15 protein-coding genes are annotated in these 18,247 nt (G+C 72.8%); 9 read left to right on the forward strand and 6 right to left on the reverse strand.

Going from position 1 to position 18,247, the window contains the following annotated elements:
• Positions 1 to 11 precede the first annotated feature (11 nt).
• The 9 genes from H1D24_RS23360 to lgt all read left to right on the forward strand — a co-directional run bounded on the left by H1D24_RS23360 (position 12) and on the right by lgt (position 9,732).
• Positions 12 to 1,505 (forward strand): anthranilate synthase component I, encoded by a 1,494-nt coding sequence (locus H1D24_RS23360; RefSeq protein ID WP_181659609.1) that lies wholly within the window; start codon positions 12 to 14, stop codon positions 1,503 to 1,505.
• Between the two features lie 115 nt (positions 1,506 to 1,620).
• A complete protein-coding gene (locus H1D24_RS23365) occupies positions 1,621 to 2,277 on the forward strand; it encodes a TIGR02234 family membrane protein (RefSeq protein ID WP_309484415.1) in 657 nt (218 codons plus the stop codon).
• A 304-nt stretch (positions 2,278 to 2,581) separates the two neighbouring features.
• On the forward strand, positions 2,582 to 2,809 hold the full coding sequence (locus H1D24_RS23370) for an HGxxPAAW family protein (protein ID WP_181659611.1): 228 nt from the start codon (positions 2,582 to 2,584) through the stop codon (positions 2,807 to 2,809).
• 461 nt (positions 2,810 to 3,270) lie between these two features.
• Positions 3,271 to 3,705: a DUF2752 domain-containing protein gene (locus tag H1D24_RS42560; RefSeq protein WP_309484416.1), complete on the forward strand. Its 435-nt coding sequence runs from the start codon at positions 3,271 to 3,273 to the stop codon at positions 3,703 to 3,705.
• A gap of 152 nt (positions 3,706 to 3,857) precedes the next feature.
• Positions 3,858 to 4,667: an indole-3-glycerol phosphate synthase TrpC gene (trpC, locus tag H1D24_RS23380; protein WP_181659613.1), complete on the forward strand. Its 810-nt coding sequence runs from the start codon at positions 3,858 to 3,860 to the stop codon at positions 4,665 to 4,667.
• A 755-nt stretch (positions 4,668 to 5,422) separates the two neighbouring features.
• Positions 5,423 to 6,736, forward strand: a complete 1,314-nt coding sequence (gene trpB, locus H1D24_RS23385; protein ID WP_181659614.1) for a tryptophan synthase subunit beta — start codon at positions 5,423 to 5,425, stop codon at positions 6,734 to 6,736.
• Between the two features lie 14 nt (positions 6,737 to 6,750).
• Complete coding sequence (gene trpA, locus H1D24_RS23390; RefSeq protein ID WP_181659637.1) at positions 6,751 to 7,569, forward strand: tryptophan synthase subunit alpha; 819 nt, start codon at positions 6,751 to 6,753, stop codon at positions 7,567 to 7,569.
• Between the two features lie 168 nt (positions 7,570 to 7,737).
• Positions 7,738 to 8,517 (forward strand): DsbA family protein, encoded by a 780-nt coding sequence (locus tag H1D24_RS23395; RefSeq protein ID WP_181659615.1) that lies wholly within the window; start codon positions 7,738 to 7,740, stop codon positions 8,515 to 8,517.
• A gap of 177 nt (positions 8,518 to 8,694) precedes the next feature.
• Positions 8,695 to 9,732: a prolipoprotein diacylglyceryl transferase gene (gene lgt / locus H1D24_RS23400; protein WP_181659616.1), complete on the forward strand. Its 1,038-nt coding sequence runs from the start codon at positions 8,695 to 8,697 to the stop codon at positions 9,730 to 9,732.
• 473 nt (positions 9,733 to 10,205) lie between these two features.
• On the opposite strand, the gene H1D24_RS23405 is transcribed toward lgt, so the two are convergent.
• From H1D24_RS23405 to H1D24_RS23430, 6 genes are all read right to left on the reverse strand, one after another.
• On the reverse strand, positions 10,206 to 11,063 hold the full coding sequence (locus H1D24_RS23405) for an HpcH/HpaI aldolase/citrate lyase family protein (protein ID WP_181659638.1): 858 nt from the start codon (positions 11,061 to 11,063) through the stop codon (positions 10,206 to 10,208).
• A 68-nt stretch (positions 11,064 to 11,131) separates the two neighbouring features.
• Entirely contained in the window at positions 11,132 to 12,400 is a 1,269-nt protein-coding gene (locus H1D24_RS23410) for a CaiB/BaiF CoA transferase family protein (RefSeq protein ID WP_181659617.1), read from the reverse strand.
• The gene (gene rbsK, locus H1D24_RS23415; protein ID WP_181659618.1) at positions 12,397 to 13,341 is read right to left on the reverse strand and encodes a ribokinase; all 945 of its coding nucleotides are present in this window, start codon (positions 13,339 to 13,341) and stop codon (positions 12,397 to 12,399) included. The genes H1D24_RS23410 and rbsK overlap by 4 nt, the downstream gene beginning before the upstream one ends.
• Positions 13,338 to 14,903 carry an ADP-ribosylglycohydrolase family protein gene (locus H1D24_RS23420; protein ID WP_181659619.1) on the reverse strand — a complete coding sequence of 522 codons (1,566 nt, stop codon included), beginning with the start codon at positions 14,901 to 14,903 and terminating at the stop codon, positions 13,338 to 13,340. The genes rbsK and H1D24_RS23420 overlap by 4 nt, the downstream gene beginning before the upstream one ends.
• Complete coding sequence (locus H1D24_RS23425; protein ID WP_181659620.1) at positions 14,900 to 16,078, reverse strand: ADP-ribosylglycohydrolase family protein; 1,179 nt, start codon at positions 16,076 to 16,078, stop codon at positions 14,900 to 14,902. Before H1D24_RS23425 ends, H1D24_RS23420 begins: the two co-directional genes overlap by 4 nt.
• Positions 16,079 to 16,085: 7 nt before the next feature.
• Positions 16,086 to 17,552 carry an ADP-ribosylglycohydrolase family protein gene (locus H1D24_RS23430; RefSeq protein ID WP_258564249.1) on the reverse strand — a complete coding sequence of 489 codons (1,467 nt, stop codon included), beginning with the start codon at positions 17,550 to 17,552 and terminating at the stop codon, positions 16,086 to 16,088.
• Between the last annotated feature and the right edge of the window lie 695 nt (positions 17,553 to 18,247).

An 18,247-nucleotide genomic window follows, 5' to 3' on the forward strand; every position in this document is an offset into this window, starting at 1 on the left:
GGTCGGCCGCCATGGACCTCGAGACGTTCCGCAAGCTGGCCACCGACCGCCGCGTGATCCCCGTCAGCCGCAAGCTGCTCGCGGACGGTGACACACCCGTCGGGCTGTACCGCAAGCTCACCGCCGAGCGCCCCGGCACCTTCCTGCTGGAGTCCGCGGAGAACGGCCGCTCCTGGTCCCGCTACTCCTTCGTGGGCGTACGCAGCGCCGCCACGCTCACCGAGCGCGACGGGCAGGCGCACTGGCTCGGCGCCCCGCCGGTCGGCGTACCGGTCGAGGGCGACCCGCTCGCCGCCCTGCGCGCCACCGTCGAGGCGCTGCACACGCCGCACGATCTGGGCGCCGGAATGCCGCCGTTCACCGGCGGGATGGTGGGCTACCTCGGGTACGACATCGTGCGCCGCCTGGAGAAGATCGGCCCCGGCGAGCACGACGATCTGAAGCTGCCCGAGCTGACCATGCTGCTCACCAGCGATCTGGCCGTGCTGGACCACTGGGACGGCACCGTCATGCTCATCGCCAACGCGATCAACCACAACGACCTCGACACGGGGGTCGACGAGGCCTACGCGGACGCGGTGGCCCGCCTCGACGCCATGGAGGCGGACCTCTCCCGGCCGATCGCCCAGCCCCCGGCGGCGCTCCCGCCGTCCGAGCTGCCGGAGTTCACCGCGCTGTGGGGCGGGCCGGACTTCCAGGACGCCGTCGAGGACATCAAGGAGCGCATCCGCGCGGGCGAGGCCTTCCAGGTCGTACCCTCGCAGCGGTTCGAAACCCCGTGCACGGCAAGCGCGTTGGACGTCTACCGCGTACTGCGGGCGACCAACCCCTCGCCGTACATGTACCTCTTCCGTTTCGAGGGCTTCGACGTCGTCGGGTCCAGCCCGGAGGCCCTGGTGAAGGTCGAGGAAGGGCGGGCGATGGTGCACCCCATCGCCGGGACCCGGCCGCGCGGTGCCACGCCGCAGGAGGACCAGGCGCTCGCCGACGAGCTGCTCGCCGACCCCAAGGAGCGCGCCGAGCATCTGATGCTCGTCGACCTCGGGCGCAACGACCTCGGCCGGGTGTGCGAGCCCGGCTCGGTGGAGGTCGTCGACTTCATGTCCATCGAGCGGTACTCGCACGTGATGCACATCGTGTCGACCGTGACTGGACAGATCGCGGAGGGGCGTACGGCCTTCGACGTCCTGACGGCTTGCTTCCCCGCGGGCACCCTGTCGGGCGCGCCCAAGCCCCGCGCGATGCAGATCATCGACGAGCTCGAGCCCGCGCGCCGCGGCCTCTACGGCGGCTGCGTCGGCTATCTCGACTTCGCCGGCGACTCCGACACGGCCATCGCCATCCGCACGGCGCTCCTTCGCGACGGCACGGCGTACGTCCAGGCGGGCGCCGGCATCGTCGCCGACTCCGACCCGCTCGCCGAGGACACGGAGTGCCGCAACAAGGCGGCGGCGGTGCTGCGAGCGGTCCACACGGCGAACCGGCTGGACACGGCTGTTTCGTAGGGTGCCGCCGCTGTGAGCGGGAGGCGCGCGGCGCTGACCCTGTTGGGCGCGGCACCGGCAGGGGTGCGGCACCCCGCCCCGTCGGGCACCGATGGGCGTGGGGGATAGTGGACGGGTGACTTCTGCAGCAGTTCCCCAGCCCCGTCGCGAAGGCCGTGAAGGGGCGTCCGCGACCTCCGCCGCCCGCAGCGGCCGCCGCAGCCTCGCAGCCGCCCTGCTGCTGGGGGCCGTCGGCGCGGCTGTCGTGCTGCTCGCCTCCCGGCAGGAGTGGGCCGGGGGCACGGCCTCCGTCGCGGGCGGTGACTTCCCGCTGACGGCCAAGGGCAGCGACGTCACCGGCGTACCGGCCGCGTTCGCGATAGTGGGCCTCGCCGCCCTCGTCGCGGTCTTCGCGGTGCGCCGCGCGGGCCGCGTGCTCGTCTCGGCCCTCCTCGCGCTCTCCGGCGCGGGCACCGTCGCCGCGGGCGTGCTCGGTGCCGGCGACGGCTCGGCACTCGACGAGAAGGCCGCCGAGGTGTCCGGCAACACCGCCGCCACCGTGGATGCGCTGACCCACACCGCATGGCCCTACGTGGCGGCCGCCGGCGGTGCACTCCTGCTCCTCGCGGGCCTGCTCGCCCTGCGCTACGGCCGCGGCTGGCCCGCCATGTCCGGCCGGTACGAGCGCGACGGCACGCCCCGTCCCCGTAAGGCCCCGGTCGTCGACCCCGACCGGCCCGAGGACCTCTGGAAGGCCCTCGACCGCGGTGAGGACCCGACCCGCGAGGCATGAACCCGGTCGGACCCGGGCCGGACCGGACCGGACCTGTGCGGCTTGAATCCGGGGCGGGCCTGACCAGTGAGGGATGAACCCAGGTCCGGGTCCGGGGCCGGGACCGGACCCGAGACCGTTCCCGTGGCCGGAAGTCCCTGGGCTCTGAGGTCTTCGGGCCCGGCGGTCCGGGACCCCCGCGGCTCAGGCATATGTGCGAGTACGGGAGAATGGGTTCCGAGCGTCCGGCTCACCACCGCGTAGCACGTCACGCACACAGCCGCGTATCGCGCACACAGCAACGAGAGCAACGAGGAGCAAAGCAATGGCGGGCAGCCACGGACACGGACACACCCCGGCCGCGTGGACCGGTGTCATCATCGCCTTCATCGGTTTCTGCGTCGCGGGTGCCTTCATGGTCATGGCCAACCCGCTGGGCTTCTGGGCCGGCATGGTGATCATCGGCGCCGGTGCGATCGTCGGCGGCGCCATGAGCGCGGCCGGCCTGGGCCAGAAGCGGCCGCAGCCCCAGGCCGCACGGGCCGAGAGCTGACGCTCCCTGATTCTCCGCATCGAGAAATCTCCGCACGAAGGAGGCGGTACCGGCTCCGCGCCGGCGCCGCCTCCTTCGTGTACCGGTGTCTACCGGCTGAGCCGACGAGGATGCACTCCGGCGGGCGAGCCTGCCTCGCTCCAGGGGACAATGCCCGCGTGAACCCCGAACCCCGGAGCACACCGCCCACCGGCCATGCCGCGTCCGCCGGTCACGCCGCGCCCGCCGGTCACGCCGCGCCCGCCGGCCATGCCGCGCCCGCCGGTCATGCCGCGTCCACCGCTCACGCCGCGCCCACCGGCCATGCCGCGCCCACCGGTCATGCCGCGTCCACCGCTCACGCCGCGCCCACCGGCCATGACGCCCCCGCGGGCCGTGGTGTGCCGCCCGGCCACGTGGGCGCAGCAGGTCACACCACCCCGGCTACATTCAGCCCGACCGCCTCCACCCCGGCGACCCCCATTCCGGCCCCTCGCCCGCAGGACGCCCCCTCACCGGCCACCCCCCTCCGGCGCCTGCTCGTGCCCGTCGGTGTGCTCGGTTCGGTTGTCGCCGTGTTCGCCTACGTCGGTGTGGTCGATCCCAATGAGCCCGGGCACTACCCGGTCTGTCCGCTGTTCCGGTTCACCGGCATCTACTGCCCCGGCTGCGGTGGTCTGCGGAGTGCGCACGCGTTCGCGCAGGGCGACTTCGCGACCGCTTTCGGCGACAACGCACTGGCCGTCGCCGGCTACGTGCTCTTCGCCGTGCTGTGGGTGGTCTGGGCCGTCAGGGTGGTGCGGGGGCGGCCGGCGCGGATCGATCTCCGGCCGGTGCAGCTCTGGGGGATCGGTGTGCTGGTCCTGGCGTTCACGGTTGTCCGAAACCTGCCCTTCGGTGGCTGGCTGCGCCCTTGATCAACATGCGAATGTCCAGGTAGTGGGACCGAGGACCGCTCGATGCAGGGCCTTCGCCCTCCTGCGGATACCATCGCAAGTGACCATCGGAATGCCGGTGCGTCAGTTCGAACAGCTTCAGTGCCGCAACCGTCAGGAAGGGGGCCGCTCGCGTGAGTGTGCTCGACGAGATCATCGACGGAGTCCGCGCCGACCTCGCGGAGCGGCAGGCACGCGTCACCCTCGACGAGCTCAAGGAGCGTGCGGCAAAGGCTCCTCAGGCCAAGGACGGCGTCGCCGCGCTGCGTGGCGACGGCGTCAACGTGATCTGCGAGGTCAAGCGCTCCAGCCCGTCGAAGGGTGCCCTCGCCGCGATCGCCGACCCGGCCGGGCTCGCCGCCGACTACGAGGCGGGCGGCGCGGCCGTCATCTCCGTCCTGACCGAGCAGCGCCGCTTCGGCGGATCGCTCGCCGACCTGGAGGCCGTCCGGGCCAAGGTCGAGATCCCGGTGCTCCGCAAGGACTTCATCGTCACGTCGTACCAGCTGTGGGAGGCCCGGGCGTACGGCGCCGACCTCGCGCTGCTGATCGTCGCGGCCCTGGACCAGCCCGCACTCGAGTCGCTGATCGAGCGCGCCGAGTCCATCGGGCTCACGCCGCTCGTCGAGGTGCACGACGAGGAGGAGGCCGAGCGGGCGATCGACGCGGGCGCGCGGGTCATCGGCATCAACGCGCGCGACCTGAAGACCCTCAAGGTCGACAGGTCGACCTTCGAGCGCGTCGCGCCCGAGATCCCCGACTCGATCGTCAAGGTCGCCGAGTCCGGCGTCCGCGGCCCGCACGACCTGATCGCCTACGCCAACGCCGGTGCCGACGCCGTCCTGGTCGGCGAGTCCCTCGTCACCGGCAAGGACCCGAAGACGGCTGTCTCCGACCTCGTCGCCGCGGGTGCGCATCCCGCGCTGCGGCACGGCAGGGGCTGATCCCGGCCGTGACCGTCAGCCGCGTCGCAGCCCGGCACCGGACGAGCCCCTGCTCGGCCGGTGCCGTCGCCTGCGCGCGGTCGGGTGGGGTCGCGGCGGCGCCCCGTGACCCGTACGCGCGCCTTGCCCGCGGCTGTCGTCCGCGTGGCTGCCGGGCGCCGGCCCGGCGGGTGCATGGGCGGCGTGTGCGCTATGTGATCGGCGACGAACCCGGGCAGGTCAACGGCATGCGATGGCGCGAGCGCGCCACGCGCCTCCGCCGGGGGCTCCGCGCTGCCTGAGGCAGCGCCGCCCTTCCGCCCACAGGCGGAAGGGCAGGACTGGCGCAGCGCTACCGCGACCGTCGTCAACCGTTCCTCGCATTGTCGGCCGTTGGCCGACTCCGCGTTCCGGGAGGTCCCGGACTGCCCCGCGAACGGTCTTCGGGGTCGGAGGGCCCGCTGATCCACCTCGGCGATCCGCGTCTTACAGCCAGCAGGCTGCGCGGAGTCCTCAGCGGGGCGTGTCCGCCCTCCCCGCGGTCCTCGGCTGCGAGCGCCTGGGGGTACCTCCCAGGCCCTTAAGGCACTGGGGGAGGGTAGCTCTCTCGGCACGATCCTCCGGTCGTGCACGAGTCACACCTCGCCGATGACAGGCGCTCCGCTGTGACCGACTGCCAAATCATATAACCCATAGGAAGCGGCTGTTGACGTACCGTGACCATGTCAACAGTGGCAAACCCGAGAGACGGGGCACAACGCCCCTGCGAGGTTCGCATGCCCAGCGAGTTCTTCATTCCCGACCCGGAGGGTCAGGTCCCCAGCGCCGAGGGGTACTTCGGCGCGTTCGGCGGCAAGTTCATCCCGGAGGCGCTGGTCGCCGCCGTGGACGAGGTCGCCGTCGAGTACGAGAAGGCGAAGTCCGACCCCGAGTTCGCCCGCGAGCTGGACGACCTGCTCGTGAACTACACCGGGCGCCCGAGCGCGCTCACCGAGGTCCCGCGGTTCGCCGAGCACGCCGGAGGGGCCCGCGTCTTCCTCAAGCGCGAGGACCTCAACCACACCGGCTCGCACAAGATCAACAACGTGCTCGGCCAGGCCCTGCTCACCAAGCGCATGGGCAAGACGCGCGTCATCGCCGAGACCGGCGCCGGCCAGCACGGAGTCGCGACGGCCACCGCCTGTGCGCTGTTCGGCCTCGAGTGCACGATCTACATGGGTGAGATCGACACCCAGCGGCAGGCCCTCAACGTCGCCCGTATGCGCATGCTCGGCGCCGAGGTCATCGCCGTGAAGTCCGGGTCCCGGACGCTGAAGGACGCCATCAACGAGGCCTTCCGCGACTGGGTCGCCAACGTCGACCACACCCACTACCTCTTCGGGACCGTGGCCGGACCGCACCCCTTCCCCGCGATGGTGCGCGACTTCCACCGCGTCATCGGCGTGGAGGCCCGCCGCCAGATCCTGGAGCGGGCAGGCCGGCTGCCGGACGCCGCAGTCGCCTGCGTCGGCGGCGGCTCCAACGCCATCGGCCTGTTCCACGCCTTCATCCCCGACGAGTCCGTACGCCTGGTGGGCTGCGAACCCGCAGGCCACGGCATCGACACGGGCGAGCACGCAGCTACCCTCACCGCGGGCGAGCCCGGCATTTTGCACGGCTCCCGGTCGTACGTCCTGCAGGACGAGGAAGGCCAGATCACCGAGCCGTACTCGATCTCCGCCGGACTGGACTACCCGGGCATCGGGCCCGAGCACGCCTACCTCAAGGACAGCGGTCGCGGCGAGTACCGCGCCGTCACCGACGACGCGGCGATGCAGGCGCTGCGCCTGCTGTCGAAGACCGAGGGCATCATCCCGGCCATCGAGAGCGCCCACGCCCTCGCCGGGGCCCTCGAGGTCGGCAGGGAGCTGGGCAAGGACGGGCTGATCATCATCAACCTGTCCGGCCGCGGCGACAAGGACATGGACACGGCCGCCCGCTACTTCGGGCTGTACGACCGGAACGAGGTCAAGGACCAGGCCGCGGTGGACGCGGCCGTCGAGGCGGACGCGAACGGCGGGGGCGCCGAGATCCGGGGGGACGCGAAGTGAGCGGCACTGCATTCATCGGTGGAAAGCGCCAACTGCTGAGCGACACTCTCGCGGCTGCCAAGGCCGAGGGCCGGTCCGCTCTCATCGCCTATCTCCCGGCCGGTTTCCCGACCGTGGACGGCGGCATCGAGGCGATCAAGGCCGTGTTCGACGGCGGCGCCGACGTCGTCGAGGTGGGGCTGCCGCACAGCGACCCCGTGCTCGACGGTCCGGTCATCCAGACCGCGGACGACATCGCGCTGCGCGGCGGCGTGAAGATCGCGGACGTCATGCGCACGGTGCGCGAGGCGTACGAGGCCACGGGCAAGCCGGTGCTCGTCATGACGTACTGGAACCCGATCGACCGCTACGGCATCGAGCGCTTCACCGCCGAGCTCGCGGAGGCGGGCGGCGCGGGCTGCATCCTGCCCGACCTGCCTGTCCAGGAGTCCGCGATCTGGCGCGAGCACGCCGAGAAGCACGGCCTCGCCACGGTCTTCGTCGTCGCGCCGAGCAGCAAGGACGAGCGGCTCGCGAAGATCACGGCGGCGGGCTCGGGCTTCGTCTACGCGGCCTCGCTGATGGGTGTCACGGGCACCCGCGAGTCGGTGGGCGCACAGGCGCAGGACCTCGTACGGCGCACGCGTGCCACCACCGAGCTGCCCGTCTGCGTCGGCCTCGGCGTGTCGAACGCCGAGCAGGCCGCGGAGGTCGCGGGCTTCGCCGACGGCGTCATCGTCGGTTCCGCGTTCGTCAAGCGGATGCTGGACGCGGAGGACGACGCGGCGGGCCTGGAGGCGGTCCGTGTGCTCGCGGGCGAGCTCGCGCAGGGCGTACGACGCGGCAAGGCGTAGCCCGCGGCGGTCACCTGGCGGCGCGGCGAGCTCTGACCGGTCACGCGGGCCGGTGACCCGTACGAGGTGACCCCTCCGTACGAATCGCCCCTAAGGGTGCATAACCCGTTTGGGTGGTCCTGGGACCGGGGAGGCACGCTGGTGCCTCCCCGGTTCGTTTGGCGGTGTGTGAGTGACAAGAACCGTGAGGGAAAGCGCACCGCACGCGAGCGGATTGCGGTCGAGCGAGAGCGGCAGAAGGCGCGGGAGAGACGGCGCCGGACGCTGATCGTCGGGTCGACCGTGGTGTGCGTGCTGGCACTGGCCGCCGTGATCGGCGTGATCGCCGCCAACACCGGCGAGGACAAGCCCGACACCTCGGGCCCCGTCGCGGCGCCCACCGGCGCGTCCGGGCAGGACAGCCTGGTGATCCCCGTCGGACAGGACACCGCCAGGTCGACGCTCACGGTCTGGGAGGACTTCCGCTGCCCGGCCTGCAAGAACTTCGAGGACACGTACCGCTCGACGATCCATGAGCTGACCGAGGCGGGCAAGCTCCGCGTCGAGTACCGCCTGGCCACGCTCATCGACAAGAGCATGGGCGGCAGCGGCTCCCTCCGCGCGGCCAACGCGGCGGCCTGCGCCCAGGACGCCGGCAAGTTCACCGCGTACCACGACGTGCTCTTCGAGAACCAGCCCGCGGAGACGGACGACGACTTCGCCGACAACAGCAAGCTGATCGACCTGGCACGCAAGGTGGACGGGCTGGTCACCCCCGCGTTCGAGAAGTGCCTGAACGACGGCACCCACAACAGCTGGGTCGCCAAGTCCAACCAGACTTTCGAGGCCGGAGGCTTCGGGGGCACCCCGACCATCCTGCTCAACGGCAAGAACGTGTACAGCGACAAGCAGAACCCGCTGACGCCGGACAAGCTGAAGCAGATGGTGGAGGAGGCCGCCAAGGCCTAGGGCCTCTCGTCGAGGCCCCCGCGGCACGCCTGACCGAGGCCGCAGCGACACGTCCGTGCCGGGCCCGCCCGGCACGGACCGGTGTCAGTGGACACGGACGTGACGGACCGGCGTTATGGACCCGTAGCCCGGTGGGTTGCCGCGACTCCCGTCCGGCACGGTAGCGTCGACCCTGCCATGGAACTTGCCTTCATTCCCAGCCCGTCGAGCGGTGTGCTGTACCTCGGCCCCATTCCGCTGCGCGGCTACGCGTTCTGCATCATCATCGGTGTCTTCGTGGCCGTATGGCTCGGCAACAAACGATGGCTCGCCCGCGGTGGGCGGGCCGGCACCGTGGCCGACATCGCCGTGTGGGCGGTGCCGTTCGGCCTGGTCGGCGGGCGTCTGTACCACGTGATCACCGACTACCAGCTGTATTTCAGCGAGGGTGAGAACTGGGTCGACGCCTTCAAGATCTGGGAGGGCGGCCTCGGCATCTGGGGCGCCATCGCGCTCGGCGCGCTCGGCGCCTGGATCGGCTGCCGACGGCGGGGCATCCCGCTCCCGGCGTACGCCGACGCGATCGCGCCGGGCATCGCCTTCGCCCAGGCGATCGGCCGCTGGGGCAACTGGTTCAACCAGGAGCTGTACGGCCGGGCCACCGATGTGCCGTGGGCGGTGGAGATCACGTCGTCCGAGGACGGCCGGATCCCCGGCACGTACCACCCCACGTTCCTCTACGAGTCGCTGTGGTGCATCGGCGTCGCGCTGCTCGTCATCTGGGCCGACCGGCGCTTCAAGCTCGGGCACGGGCGGGCCTTCGCGCTCTACGTCGCCGCCTACTGCGTCGGCCGCTTCTGGATCGAGTACATGCGCGTCGACGAGGCGCACCACATCCTCGGGCTGCGGCTCAACAACTGGACCGCGGTGCTCGTCTTCCTGCTCGCGGTGATCTACATGGTGATCTCGTCGAAGCGGCGGCCAGGACGCGAGGAGATCGTGGAACCGGGCGCCGAGGGCTCCGACGAGGGTGGGAAGTCCGCCGAGGAGAGCGCCTCCGACGAGGGCGCCTCCGACGAGGGCGGGAAGGCCGCCACTGAGGGTGAAAAGGAGTCGGCCGACGACGCTCGGCGGGAATCCGAGAAGGCGTCGGAAGCCCCGGAGGACGCCGCCGTACCTGAGCCGTCGGGCTCCGCGGAGGACAAGGACGAGGCCGGGGCGGCCAAGAAGAGCTGAGGGGCCGCGAGCACGACGAGCGGGGCCTGTACGTACCGAGTACGCACACGGGGCCGCCGGACGAGATGTCCGGCGGCCCCGTCGTGTGCGGCCCCGGTCCCCCGGCCCTGGGCCGTCCACCTCGCTGCGCAACCGTATGGGCCGGTCCGGGCGCGGACGCGGGCAGGACGGGACGGGATCAAGCGGGGCCTGAGCCGATCAGCAGGAGCGGAGGCAGAACGGGGCATGCCGGGCCACCGGGCATCCCGGCCCTCCGGGCCGACCGGGCCCTCAGCCCGTGTGCCAGTGCCAGTGCCAGTGCCGGTGTGCGGTGTGCGGTGGGCGCGGGCCCCGATTGCCGGGTCCGGCGAAGCGACCGTCCGCGACCCGACCGTCCGCGAAGCGACCGTCCGCGACCCGACCGTCCGCGACCCGACCGTCCGGGACCCGGCCGTCCGCGACCCGACCGCGCGGGACCCGGCCCTTCGGGCCGGTCAGTCCGCGTGCTGGGCCAGTGCCAGTGTGCGGTGGGCGCAGGCCACGATTGCCGGGTCGACGAAGCGGCCGTCCGGGAGGGCCAGGGCTCCGGAGTCCGACGTGGCGCTCTTGAGGATCTCCTCCGCTGATGCGATTTCCGCCGGGGACGGGAGGTAGGACCGCTTGATCACCGCGAGCTGGCGCGGGTGGATCGCCATGCGGCCGAGGAACCCCAGGGCGCGGCCGTGGGCGCAGGAGGCCGCGAGCCCGTCGATGTCGCGTACGTCCGGGTACACGGACTGGGCGGGCGGCGCGAGCCCCGCCGCGCGCGCCGCCAGCACGATACGGCCGCGCGCCCAGTCGAGCCCGGCATCGTCCAGCACCCCCAGGTCCGCCCGGAGATCGGCCTCGCCGAGCGCGATGCCTCGCAGCGCCGGATGGGCGCTCGCCACGGCGAAGGCACGCTCCACGCCGAGGGCGGATTCCAGGAGGGCGTAGAGCGGGAGGGCACCGCCCTCCGCGGGCGCGGCGAGTTCCGCGATGCGTACGACGTCGTCCGGGGACGTGATCTTCGGCAGCCGCAGCGCGGAGAGTCCGGGCAGGGCGGCGACGGCCCGGATGTCGGCCTCGGCGAAGGGGCTGTCCAGCGTGTTGATCCGGACATGGACCGGGACGGGAGGTCTTACGGAGAGCAGTTCCGCGGTGGCCGCCCGCGCGTACTCCTTGCGGTGCAGGGCCACCGCGTCCTCCAGGTCGATCACGACGACATCGGCGCCGGATGCAAGGGCCTTCGCCGCCACGTCGGGCCGGTCTCCGGGGGCGTACAGCCAGGTCAGCGGTGGCGGGGCGGGCGGCCAAGCGGCGGTGCCCCGCATGCCGTCGCTGCCGTGCATGCCGTCCATGCCGTGCACCCCGTGCATGTCGTTCATGCCGTTCGTGCGGTTCATACGGCACCCTCCGAGCGCAGGGTCGCGATCTCCTGTTCCGTCAGGCCCACTTCCGTCAGGACGGCTTCCGTGTCCGCACCGTGCGGCCGGCCCGCCCAGCGGATGCCGCCCGGGGTCTCGGTGAGGCGGAAGAGGACGTTCTGCATGCGCAGCGGCCCGAGTTCCGGGTCGTCCACGGTCGTGAGCGCATCGCGGGCCGCGTACTGCGGGTCGTCCATGATGTCGCGTACGTCCTGGACGGGAGCGACCGCCGCCTCCGCCTTCTCGAAAGCCTCGAGCACCTCGTCGCGGGTGCGCCGGGCGATCCAGGTGCCGACCGCCTCATCGAGGACGTCGGCGTGGCGGGCCCGGTCCGCGCCCGTCGCGAACCAGGGCTCGGAGATCAGCTCCGGCCGGCCCACCAGATGCATCACGCGCTCCGCGATGGACTGCGCCGAGGTGGAGACGGCGACCCAATGCCCGTCGGAGGTGCGGTACGTGTTGCGCGGTGCGTTGTTCGCCGACCGGTTGCCGGTGCGCGGCTGGACGTGGCCCAGCTGGTCGTACCAGAGCGGCTGGGGGCCGACGACGGTCAGGATCGGTTCGATGATCGCCATGTCGACGACCTGCCCGCGGCCCGTGCGCTCGCGGGCATGGAGCGCCGTCATGACCGCGTACGCCGTCGTGATGCCCGCGATCGAGTCGGCGAGGCCGAACGGGGGCAGGGTCGGCGGGCCGTCCGGATCGCCGGTCACGGCGGCGAAGCCGCTCAGGGCCTCCGCGAGGGTGCCGAAGCACGGTTGGTGCGCGTACGGGCCGAACTGGCCGAAGCCCGTGACCCGCGCCAGGACCAGCCGTGGGTTGACCGCGGACAGCTCCTCCCAGCCCAGGCCCCAGCGCTCCAGCGTGCCCGGGCGGAAGTTCTCGACAATGACGTCCGCGGTGGCGGCCAGGCGCAGGAGCGTCTCGCGGCCGCCCGCCGTGGACAGGTCGGCGGTCATCGTGCGCTTGTTGCGGCCGAGCAGCTTCCACCACAGGCCGATTCCGTCCTTCGACGGGCCGTGGCCGCGGGACGGGTCGGGTCTGCGGGGATGCTCGACCTTGATCACCTCGGCGCCGAAGTCGCCGAGCAGGGTGGCGGCCATCGGCCCGGCGAAGAGGGTCGCGATGTCGAGTACGCGGAGGCCGGTGAGGGGCGGCGGCGTTCCAGCGCCGGCGGGTTGCTGCGTCCCGGTGACCGGCTGCGCTGTTCCGGCGTTCACGCCGGTGTCGGCTGCGGAGTTCATGAGAGGTGCTCGCCCTGCTTGTCCTGCTGCTCATGCTGCTCCTGCTCCTCGTGCACGGCCAGTTCGTCGATCTCGCCACGGCAGGGCATGGCGGCCGACGCTCCCAGCCGCTGGACCGAGAGCGCGGCAGCGGACGACGCCCAGGCCAGGGCCTCGGGCATCGGCCTGCCCTCGCCCAGGGCCACGGCCAGGGAGCCGACGAACTCGTCGCCCGCGCCGGTCGAGTCCACGGCCGTCACATGGGGAGCCGGGACGGTGATCTTGTCGCCGCCCCGGGAGGCGTAGAGACAGCCCGACGAACCCAGCGTGACCACGACCTCCGGCACCTGCTCCAGCAGGGCGTCCGCCGCCTCGTACGGGTCGGTGACGCCGGTGAGCGCGGCGGCCTCGTGCTCGTTCGGTACGAGGAGGTCGGTGGCGGCGAGGAGCCCGGACGGCAGGGGCTGGACGGGCGAGGGGGTGAGGACGGTGCGTACGCCGTGCCGGCGCGCGGCCTCGGCCGCGGCCAGTACGCCCTCCAAGGGGATCTCCAGTTGCAGGAGCAGCAGGTCGGCGAGGGCCATGACGGCCTCGTCGCCCGGGGCGAGGGAAGTGACGGTGCCGTTGGCGCCGGGGATGACGACGATGGCGTTGCCGCCCTCGTCGTCGACGACGATGTGCGCGATGCCGGACGGGCCTTCCGCGGTGCGCAGAAGGTCGGTGTCCACGCCCGAGTGCTCGAGCGTGGCGCGCAGCTGCGTGCCGTAGGCGTCGGCGCCCACCGCGCCGATCATCGACACCGTGCCGCCCGCGCGGGCCGCGGCCACCGCCTGGTTGGCGCCCTTGCCGCCGGGTAGCGCCCGGAACTCGCGTCCCGTGACGGTCTCTCCGCGCTGCGGGGCCTTCGCGACGTAGGCGACGAGGTCCATGTTCGCGCTGCCGAACACGACGATCTGGGTCATGGGTGACGTGCCTCCCGGTAGGTGACGCGGGTTTGGGTGTGTGGGGAGTCCGTGAGTTGTACGGGGCCGACTTGTACGTGGCCGACCTCGGCGTGGGTGGGCTTGGCGTGCGGCGGCTGGGCTTGGGTCAGCTGGGCGAGGGTGAGCTCGGCGAGGGTGTCGAAGCCGACGCCGTCGAAGCCGGCGACGGATGTGGCGAGGCGGTTCTTGAGCGGGGCCGTCCAGCGCTCGGGCAGCGCGTCCGGGCGGCCCGCGAGGAGCCCCGCGAGCGAACCGGCGGTCGCGCCGTTCGAGTCGGTGTCCCAGCCGCCGGAGACCGCCCGGCAGATGGAGCCGGTGAAATCGCCGTCCGCGTGGGTCAGCGCGGCGGCGAGCAGGGCGACGTTGGGGATGACGTGCACCCAGTGGTACGTGCCGTAGGTGGCGTGCAGCTCGTCGACCACCCTGTCGAAGTCGCCCTCGCCTTGGGCGAGTTGAATGCCGTGGCGTACGGCGCGGGCCAGGCGGGAGTCCGCCGGTACAACGGTGAGGCCAGCGCGCAGGCACTGGTGGACGTCGCTTCGCCCGCCCGCCGCCTCGGCGATCGCGGCGGCGGCGAACATGGCGCCGTACACGCCGTTCGCGGTGTGCGTGAGCACCGCGTCGCGGTGCGCCTGCTCGGCCGCGGCGGCCGGGTCGCCCGGGTGCGTCCAGCCGTGCACGTCGGCGCGGATGAGGGCGCCGATCCACTCCCGGAAGGGGTTGCGGTGGCGGGCCGTGTGCGGTGGCTCGATGCCGTCGAGGAGGTTGCGGTACGCGATGCGTTCGGCGGTGAACGTGCGGGCGGCGGGGAGTTCGTCGAGCCAGAGCCGGGCCACGTCCGTGGTGGTGAAGGCGGGGCCGTACCGCTGGAGCAGCAGGAGGTTGAGCAGGGGGTAGTTGAGGTCGTCGTCCTCGGGCATGCCGTCGATGTTCTCGGCGAGGGAGGTTGCTGCGGAGCGGCGGTTCCAGGGGTATGTGCGGGTCAGGGCGTCGGGGACGCCCTGGGCTGTGAACCAGGTGGTCAGGGGCCAGTTGCCCGTTGCCCGGGCCAGGGCTCGGATCCCTTTCAGGGGAAGCTTTTCCACCGGCTTGCCCAGGAGGCAGCCGGTGGCTCTGCCGAGCCAGGCGGCTTCGAGGCGGGGGAGGAGGTCGGCTGGGGGTGGGGGTTTTTCTTCCCCCAGCCCGCCCCTTCCCGGAACTGGGGGGACGCCCCCAGGCCCCGCGTTGGTGACGGCGCATGCGGCCCTGATGTCGTCCAGGTCTGTTGGCTCTGTTTCTGCCAACCGTGATGGCAGTGCGGCCAGTTCCGCCAGGAGTTGCTCTGCCAGTGCCCGAAGGTGTGTGGGCGCCGGATCCGGGGACGCTCCCGCGCGGGGCGGGGCCTCCCGGCCGCCCGCCGCTCGCCAGCGGGCCGCGATGGGTGAGGCCTCGCGACCGTCCTCCGCGGCCTGTCGCAGTTCGTGGCCGAGCAGGTCCTCGGGCTGGACCCAGGTGAGGCGCAGCGCCGGGCTGCCCGGCTTCCGGGGCGGGACGCCCGTCATCGGAGGCCTGCGATCTGTGCGAACGCGGCCTCGTGGGCGCGGCGGCGGCGTACGTCGCGGGCGAAGACCTCGCGGGTCACCTCCGCGAGTGTCCGCGCCGGTGCGTACAGGTCCAGGCGGCTGGCCTCGGCCACGGCCTTCGCCCACTCGTCCGGTACTTCGGAGCCCAGCGCGCCCGCGAGCGCGCCCGCCATCGTGGCGATCGAGTCGCAGTCCCGGCCGTAGTTGACCGAGCCCAGAACCGCCTGGCGGTAGTCGCCGGCGGCCACGACCAGCATCCCGAGCGCGATCGGTAGTTCCTCGATGGCGTGCAGCCGCGAGGGGCGGCGGGCGCCGAGCGAGGGCGCGCGGTAGTCGGCGCCGACCGTGTCGTACGGCTCGACCGCCGCGCGCAGCGACGCCAGCGCGGACTCGAACTCCGTGTGACGGGCGGCCACTTCGCACACCGCCTCGATGGCTGCGCGCGTGCCGTCCTTCGCGACGGCGAGGCACGTGTCGACGACCGACGCGGGCGTCGCGCCGGGCCGGCATGCCGCGGCCACGGCGGCCGCGAAGACGCCCGCGGCCTCGCGCCCGTACGACGACTGGTGCGCGCCGGCGACGTCGATCGCCTCCGCGTACGCGCCCCGCGGATCAACCGCGTTGACCAGGCCGACCGGGGCCATGTACATCGCCGCACCGCAGTTGACGATGTTGCCGGTGCCCGCCTCGCGGGGATCCACATGGCCGTAGTGCAGCCGCGCCACCAGCCATTTCTCGGCGAGGAAGATCCGCTGGAGGGGGAGTGCCTCGGACTCCAGTTCCGGGATCCAGACGGGACGGCTGATCAGTTCGGGGACCAGGTGCTCGGCGACCGCGTAGGCGTCGAGGTGGTCGCGGACGGTGGAGTAGACGCGTACCAGCGCGTGTGTCATCAGGGTGTCGTCGGTGATGTGCCCGTCGCCCTTGTGGTACGGGGCGATGGGGCGGGCGGTGCGCCAGCCGTCGCCGTGCCAGGGGCCCACGATGCCGTGTACGCGGCCGCCGTGGCGCTCCACGATCTGCTCGGGGGAGTAGCCCTCGACGGGGCCGCCGAGCGCGTCGCCGACGGCGGCGCCGACGAGGCAACCGGCGATCCTTTCCTCCAGGGTCACGTCGTCGGTTGCTCCGTCGTTTACGTCGCTAATTTCCTGCATGTGTGAATCATCCCTCCGTACCGGTCAATTCCGTGTGTGCGAGGTGTTCGGCGAGTTCCACGAGGTCGGTGCCGGTGAGGCGGGGGAGGGCGCAGCCGGGGAGCGTGCGGCAGGCGTCGCGCCAGGCGGCGGGCACGGCGTCGCCCCCGCCGAGCGCGCCGGCCAGGGCGCCGGCGAGGGCGGGGGCCGAGTCGGCGACGCGCGACAGGCACGCGGCCGCGGGCACGGCCTCCTGCAGCCGGCCGCGGGCGGCGCTGACGAGGGCGAGGGCGACGGGGACGGTTTCGGCGGCCGCGATGCCGTAGCTGTAGACGTGGTCGACGATCTGATGTTCCAGGAGCGGTACGAGGCCGAAGGCGCTGTTGGCGTCGCCGGCGAGCTTCAGGGCGTGGCGCGCGTTGCGGCCGACCTCCGTGGGCTCGGGCAGCTGGGCGAGCGCCGCGTCCACGCAGGTGTCGACGTCCGCGCCGCCGAGCGCGGCGGCGACCGCGGCGGCCATGGCGCGGGCGCCGTGCACGCCGTCGCCGTCCTGGGTGTAGCGGGCGTCGAACTCGGCGAGGTCAGCGGCCTCCTCGGGGTCACCCGGGTGGGCGACGGCGAGCACGCAGGCGCGTACGCAGGCCGCGTCGTCGAAGTAGTGCGGGTTGTCGTGGCCCGTGGCGGGCGGTCGCAGACCGGTCGCGAGGTTGCCGAGGCCGGCCCGTACGGAGATGCGGGCGCGCAGCTGGAGCACGGCCGACTCGACCTCGGGGGCGCGGTCGGCGGCCGCGGCGACCTCGCTGGCGAGGGCGTTCCAGGAGAGGTCGATGGCGGCGCGCATCCGGCGTCCGCTGCCGAGGTCGCCGAGGGCGCTGCTGTCGGCCGCGCACAGCACGGCCCCGGCAGCGAACGCGGCCCACTCGGCGTCGTCCGAGGGGCCGAGGCGGAGGGGCTCCGGGGGCTGGTTGAGCGCGATGGGGACGGGCAGCGTGGTGGTCGCGTTCTCCTCGGCGAAGGTGTCCAGCTCCCGCGTCAGCCGCCGCGTCCACTCGGGCATCCGAGCGGCCCGATGCCGAGCGGCCGGCCACCCGGCGGCGTCGCCTGCGGAGAGGCCGAGCAGGAGGCCTTCGATACGGCGGACGGGGGGCCGGGCGACGTTCGGGACGGAGGCGCCGTCAACGGCCGGGGCGATGCCCGTGACGGGGACGGCATCGGCTGGGGCGACGTCCGTGACGGGGGCATCGGCCGGGGCGCGGCGTGGCCCGGCGGGCTTGCTTTCGGGGGCGGGGTCGGGGTCCGGGGCGCCGTCCGTGACATGGGCGCCGTCGTCCGGTGCGCGGCGTGGGCCCGCCGGGCCGCCGGGCGACGCGGCCTCGCCGTCGGGTACGTAGCCGTCCGCCTCCGGTGTCGCCGGTGTCGTGCCCGCGTGGCGGGCGTCGCCCTCGGGCGGGTGGTGGCGGCCTCTGGGCCCGGTCGGTACGTCCATGTCGGTCATGGAGCCGCTCCCTCGTCGGCTTCGCCCATGGCCACCGGATCGCCGTGGGCAGGGTGAGGATCAGGAGGGCGGCGGGGCTCCTCGCGGGCCCCGTCAAGAACTGAACCACCGCGGACCTGATCACCGCGGACCTGATCACCCTGGACCTGATCACCGTGGACCTGATCACCCTGGACCTGATCACCGTGGACCTGATCACCGTGGACCTGATCACCGTGGGCGTGATCTTCACGATCTCGATGGTCACGGCCTCGCTCGTCACGACCCCGCTCGTCACGATCGCCACGACCATGATCGGAACCGCGCCCGTGGAAACCCGAAGGACCCCGGCGCCCCGCTCCCAACCCGTCCGCAGACCCAGCCCCGGACCCCGCTCCCAACCCGTCCGCAGACCCAGCCCCGGAGCCCGCTCCCAACCCGTCCGCAGACCCAGCCCCGGACCCCGCTCCCAACCCGTCCGCAAACCTAGCCCCGGAGCCCGCTCCCAACCCGTCGGCAAACCTAGCCCCGGAGCCCGCTCCCAACCCGTCCGCAAACCTAGCCCCGGAGCCCGCTCCCAACCCGTCGGCAAACCTAGCCCCGGAGCCCGCTCCCAACCCGTCCGCAGACCCAGCCCCGGACCCCGCTCCCGGCCCAGCCCCCGATCCGGCCCGGGACCCGGACCTCGGTCCAGCCCCGGTCCCGGACCCAGGCCC

This window comes from Streptomyces himalayensis subsp. himalayensis (assembly GCF_013778455.1).
GTDB classification, from domain to species: domain Bacteria; phylum Actinomycetota; class Actinomycetes; order Streptomycetales; family Streptomycetaceae; genus Streptomyces; species Streptomyces himalayensis.

What these genes read in the sequence shown, in the direction of transcription:
- H1D24_RS23425 (WP_181659620.1), bottom strand. Translation starts at nt 16,078, where the DNA reads ATGCAGGAAATTAGCGACGTAAACGACGGAGCAACCGACGACGTGACC.
- rbsK (WP_181659618.1), bottom strand. Translation starts at nt 13,341, where the DNA reads ATGACCCAGATCGTCGTGTTCGGCAGCGCGAACATGGACCTCGTCGCC.
- H1D24_RS23410 (WP_181659617.1), bottom strand. Translation starts at nt 12,400, where the DNA reads ATGAACTCCGCAGCCGACACCGGCGTGAACGCCGGAACAGCGCAGCCG.
- H1D24_RS23420 (WP_181659619.1), bottom strand. Translation starts at nt 14,903, where the DNA reads ATGACGGGCGTCCCGCCCCGGAAGCCGGGCAGCCCGGCGCTGCGCCTC.
- H1D24_RS23405 (WP_181659638.1), bottom strand. Translation starts at nt 11,063, where the DNA reads ATGCGGGGCACCGCCGCTTGGCCGCCCGCCCCGCCACCGCTGACCTGG.
- trpB (WP_181659614.1), top strand. Translation starts at nt 5,423, where the DNA reads ATGCCCAGCGAGTTCTTCATTCCCGACCCGGAGGGTCAGGTCCCCAGC.
- H1D24_RS23370 (WP_181659611.1), top strand. Translation starts at nt 2,582, where the DNA reads ATGGCGGGCAGCCACGGACACGGACACACCCCGGCCGCGTGGACCGGT.
- H1D24_RS23360 (WP_181659609.1), top strand. Translation starts at nt 12, where the DNA reads ATGGACCTCGAGACGTTCCGCAAGCTGGCCACCGACCGCCGCGTGATC.
- lgt (WP_181659616.1), top strand. Translation starts at nt 8,695, where the DNA reads ATGGAACTTGCCTTCATTCCCAGCCCGTCGAGCGGTGTGCTGTACCTC.
- H1D24_RS23430 (WP_258564249.1), bottom strand. Translation starts at nt 17,552, where the DNA reads ATGACCGACATGGACGTACCGACCGGGCCCAGAGGCCGCCACCACCCG.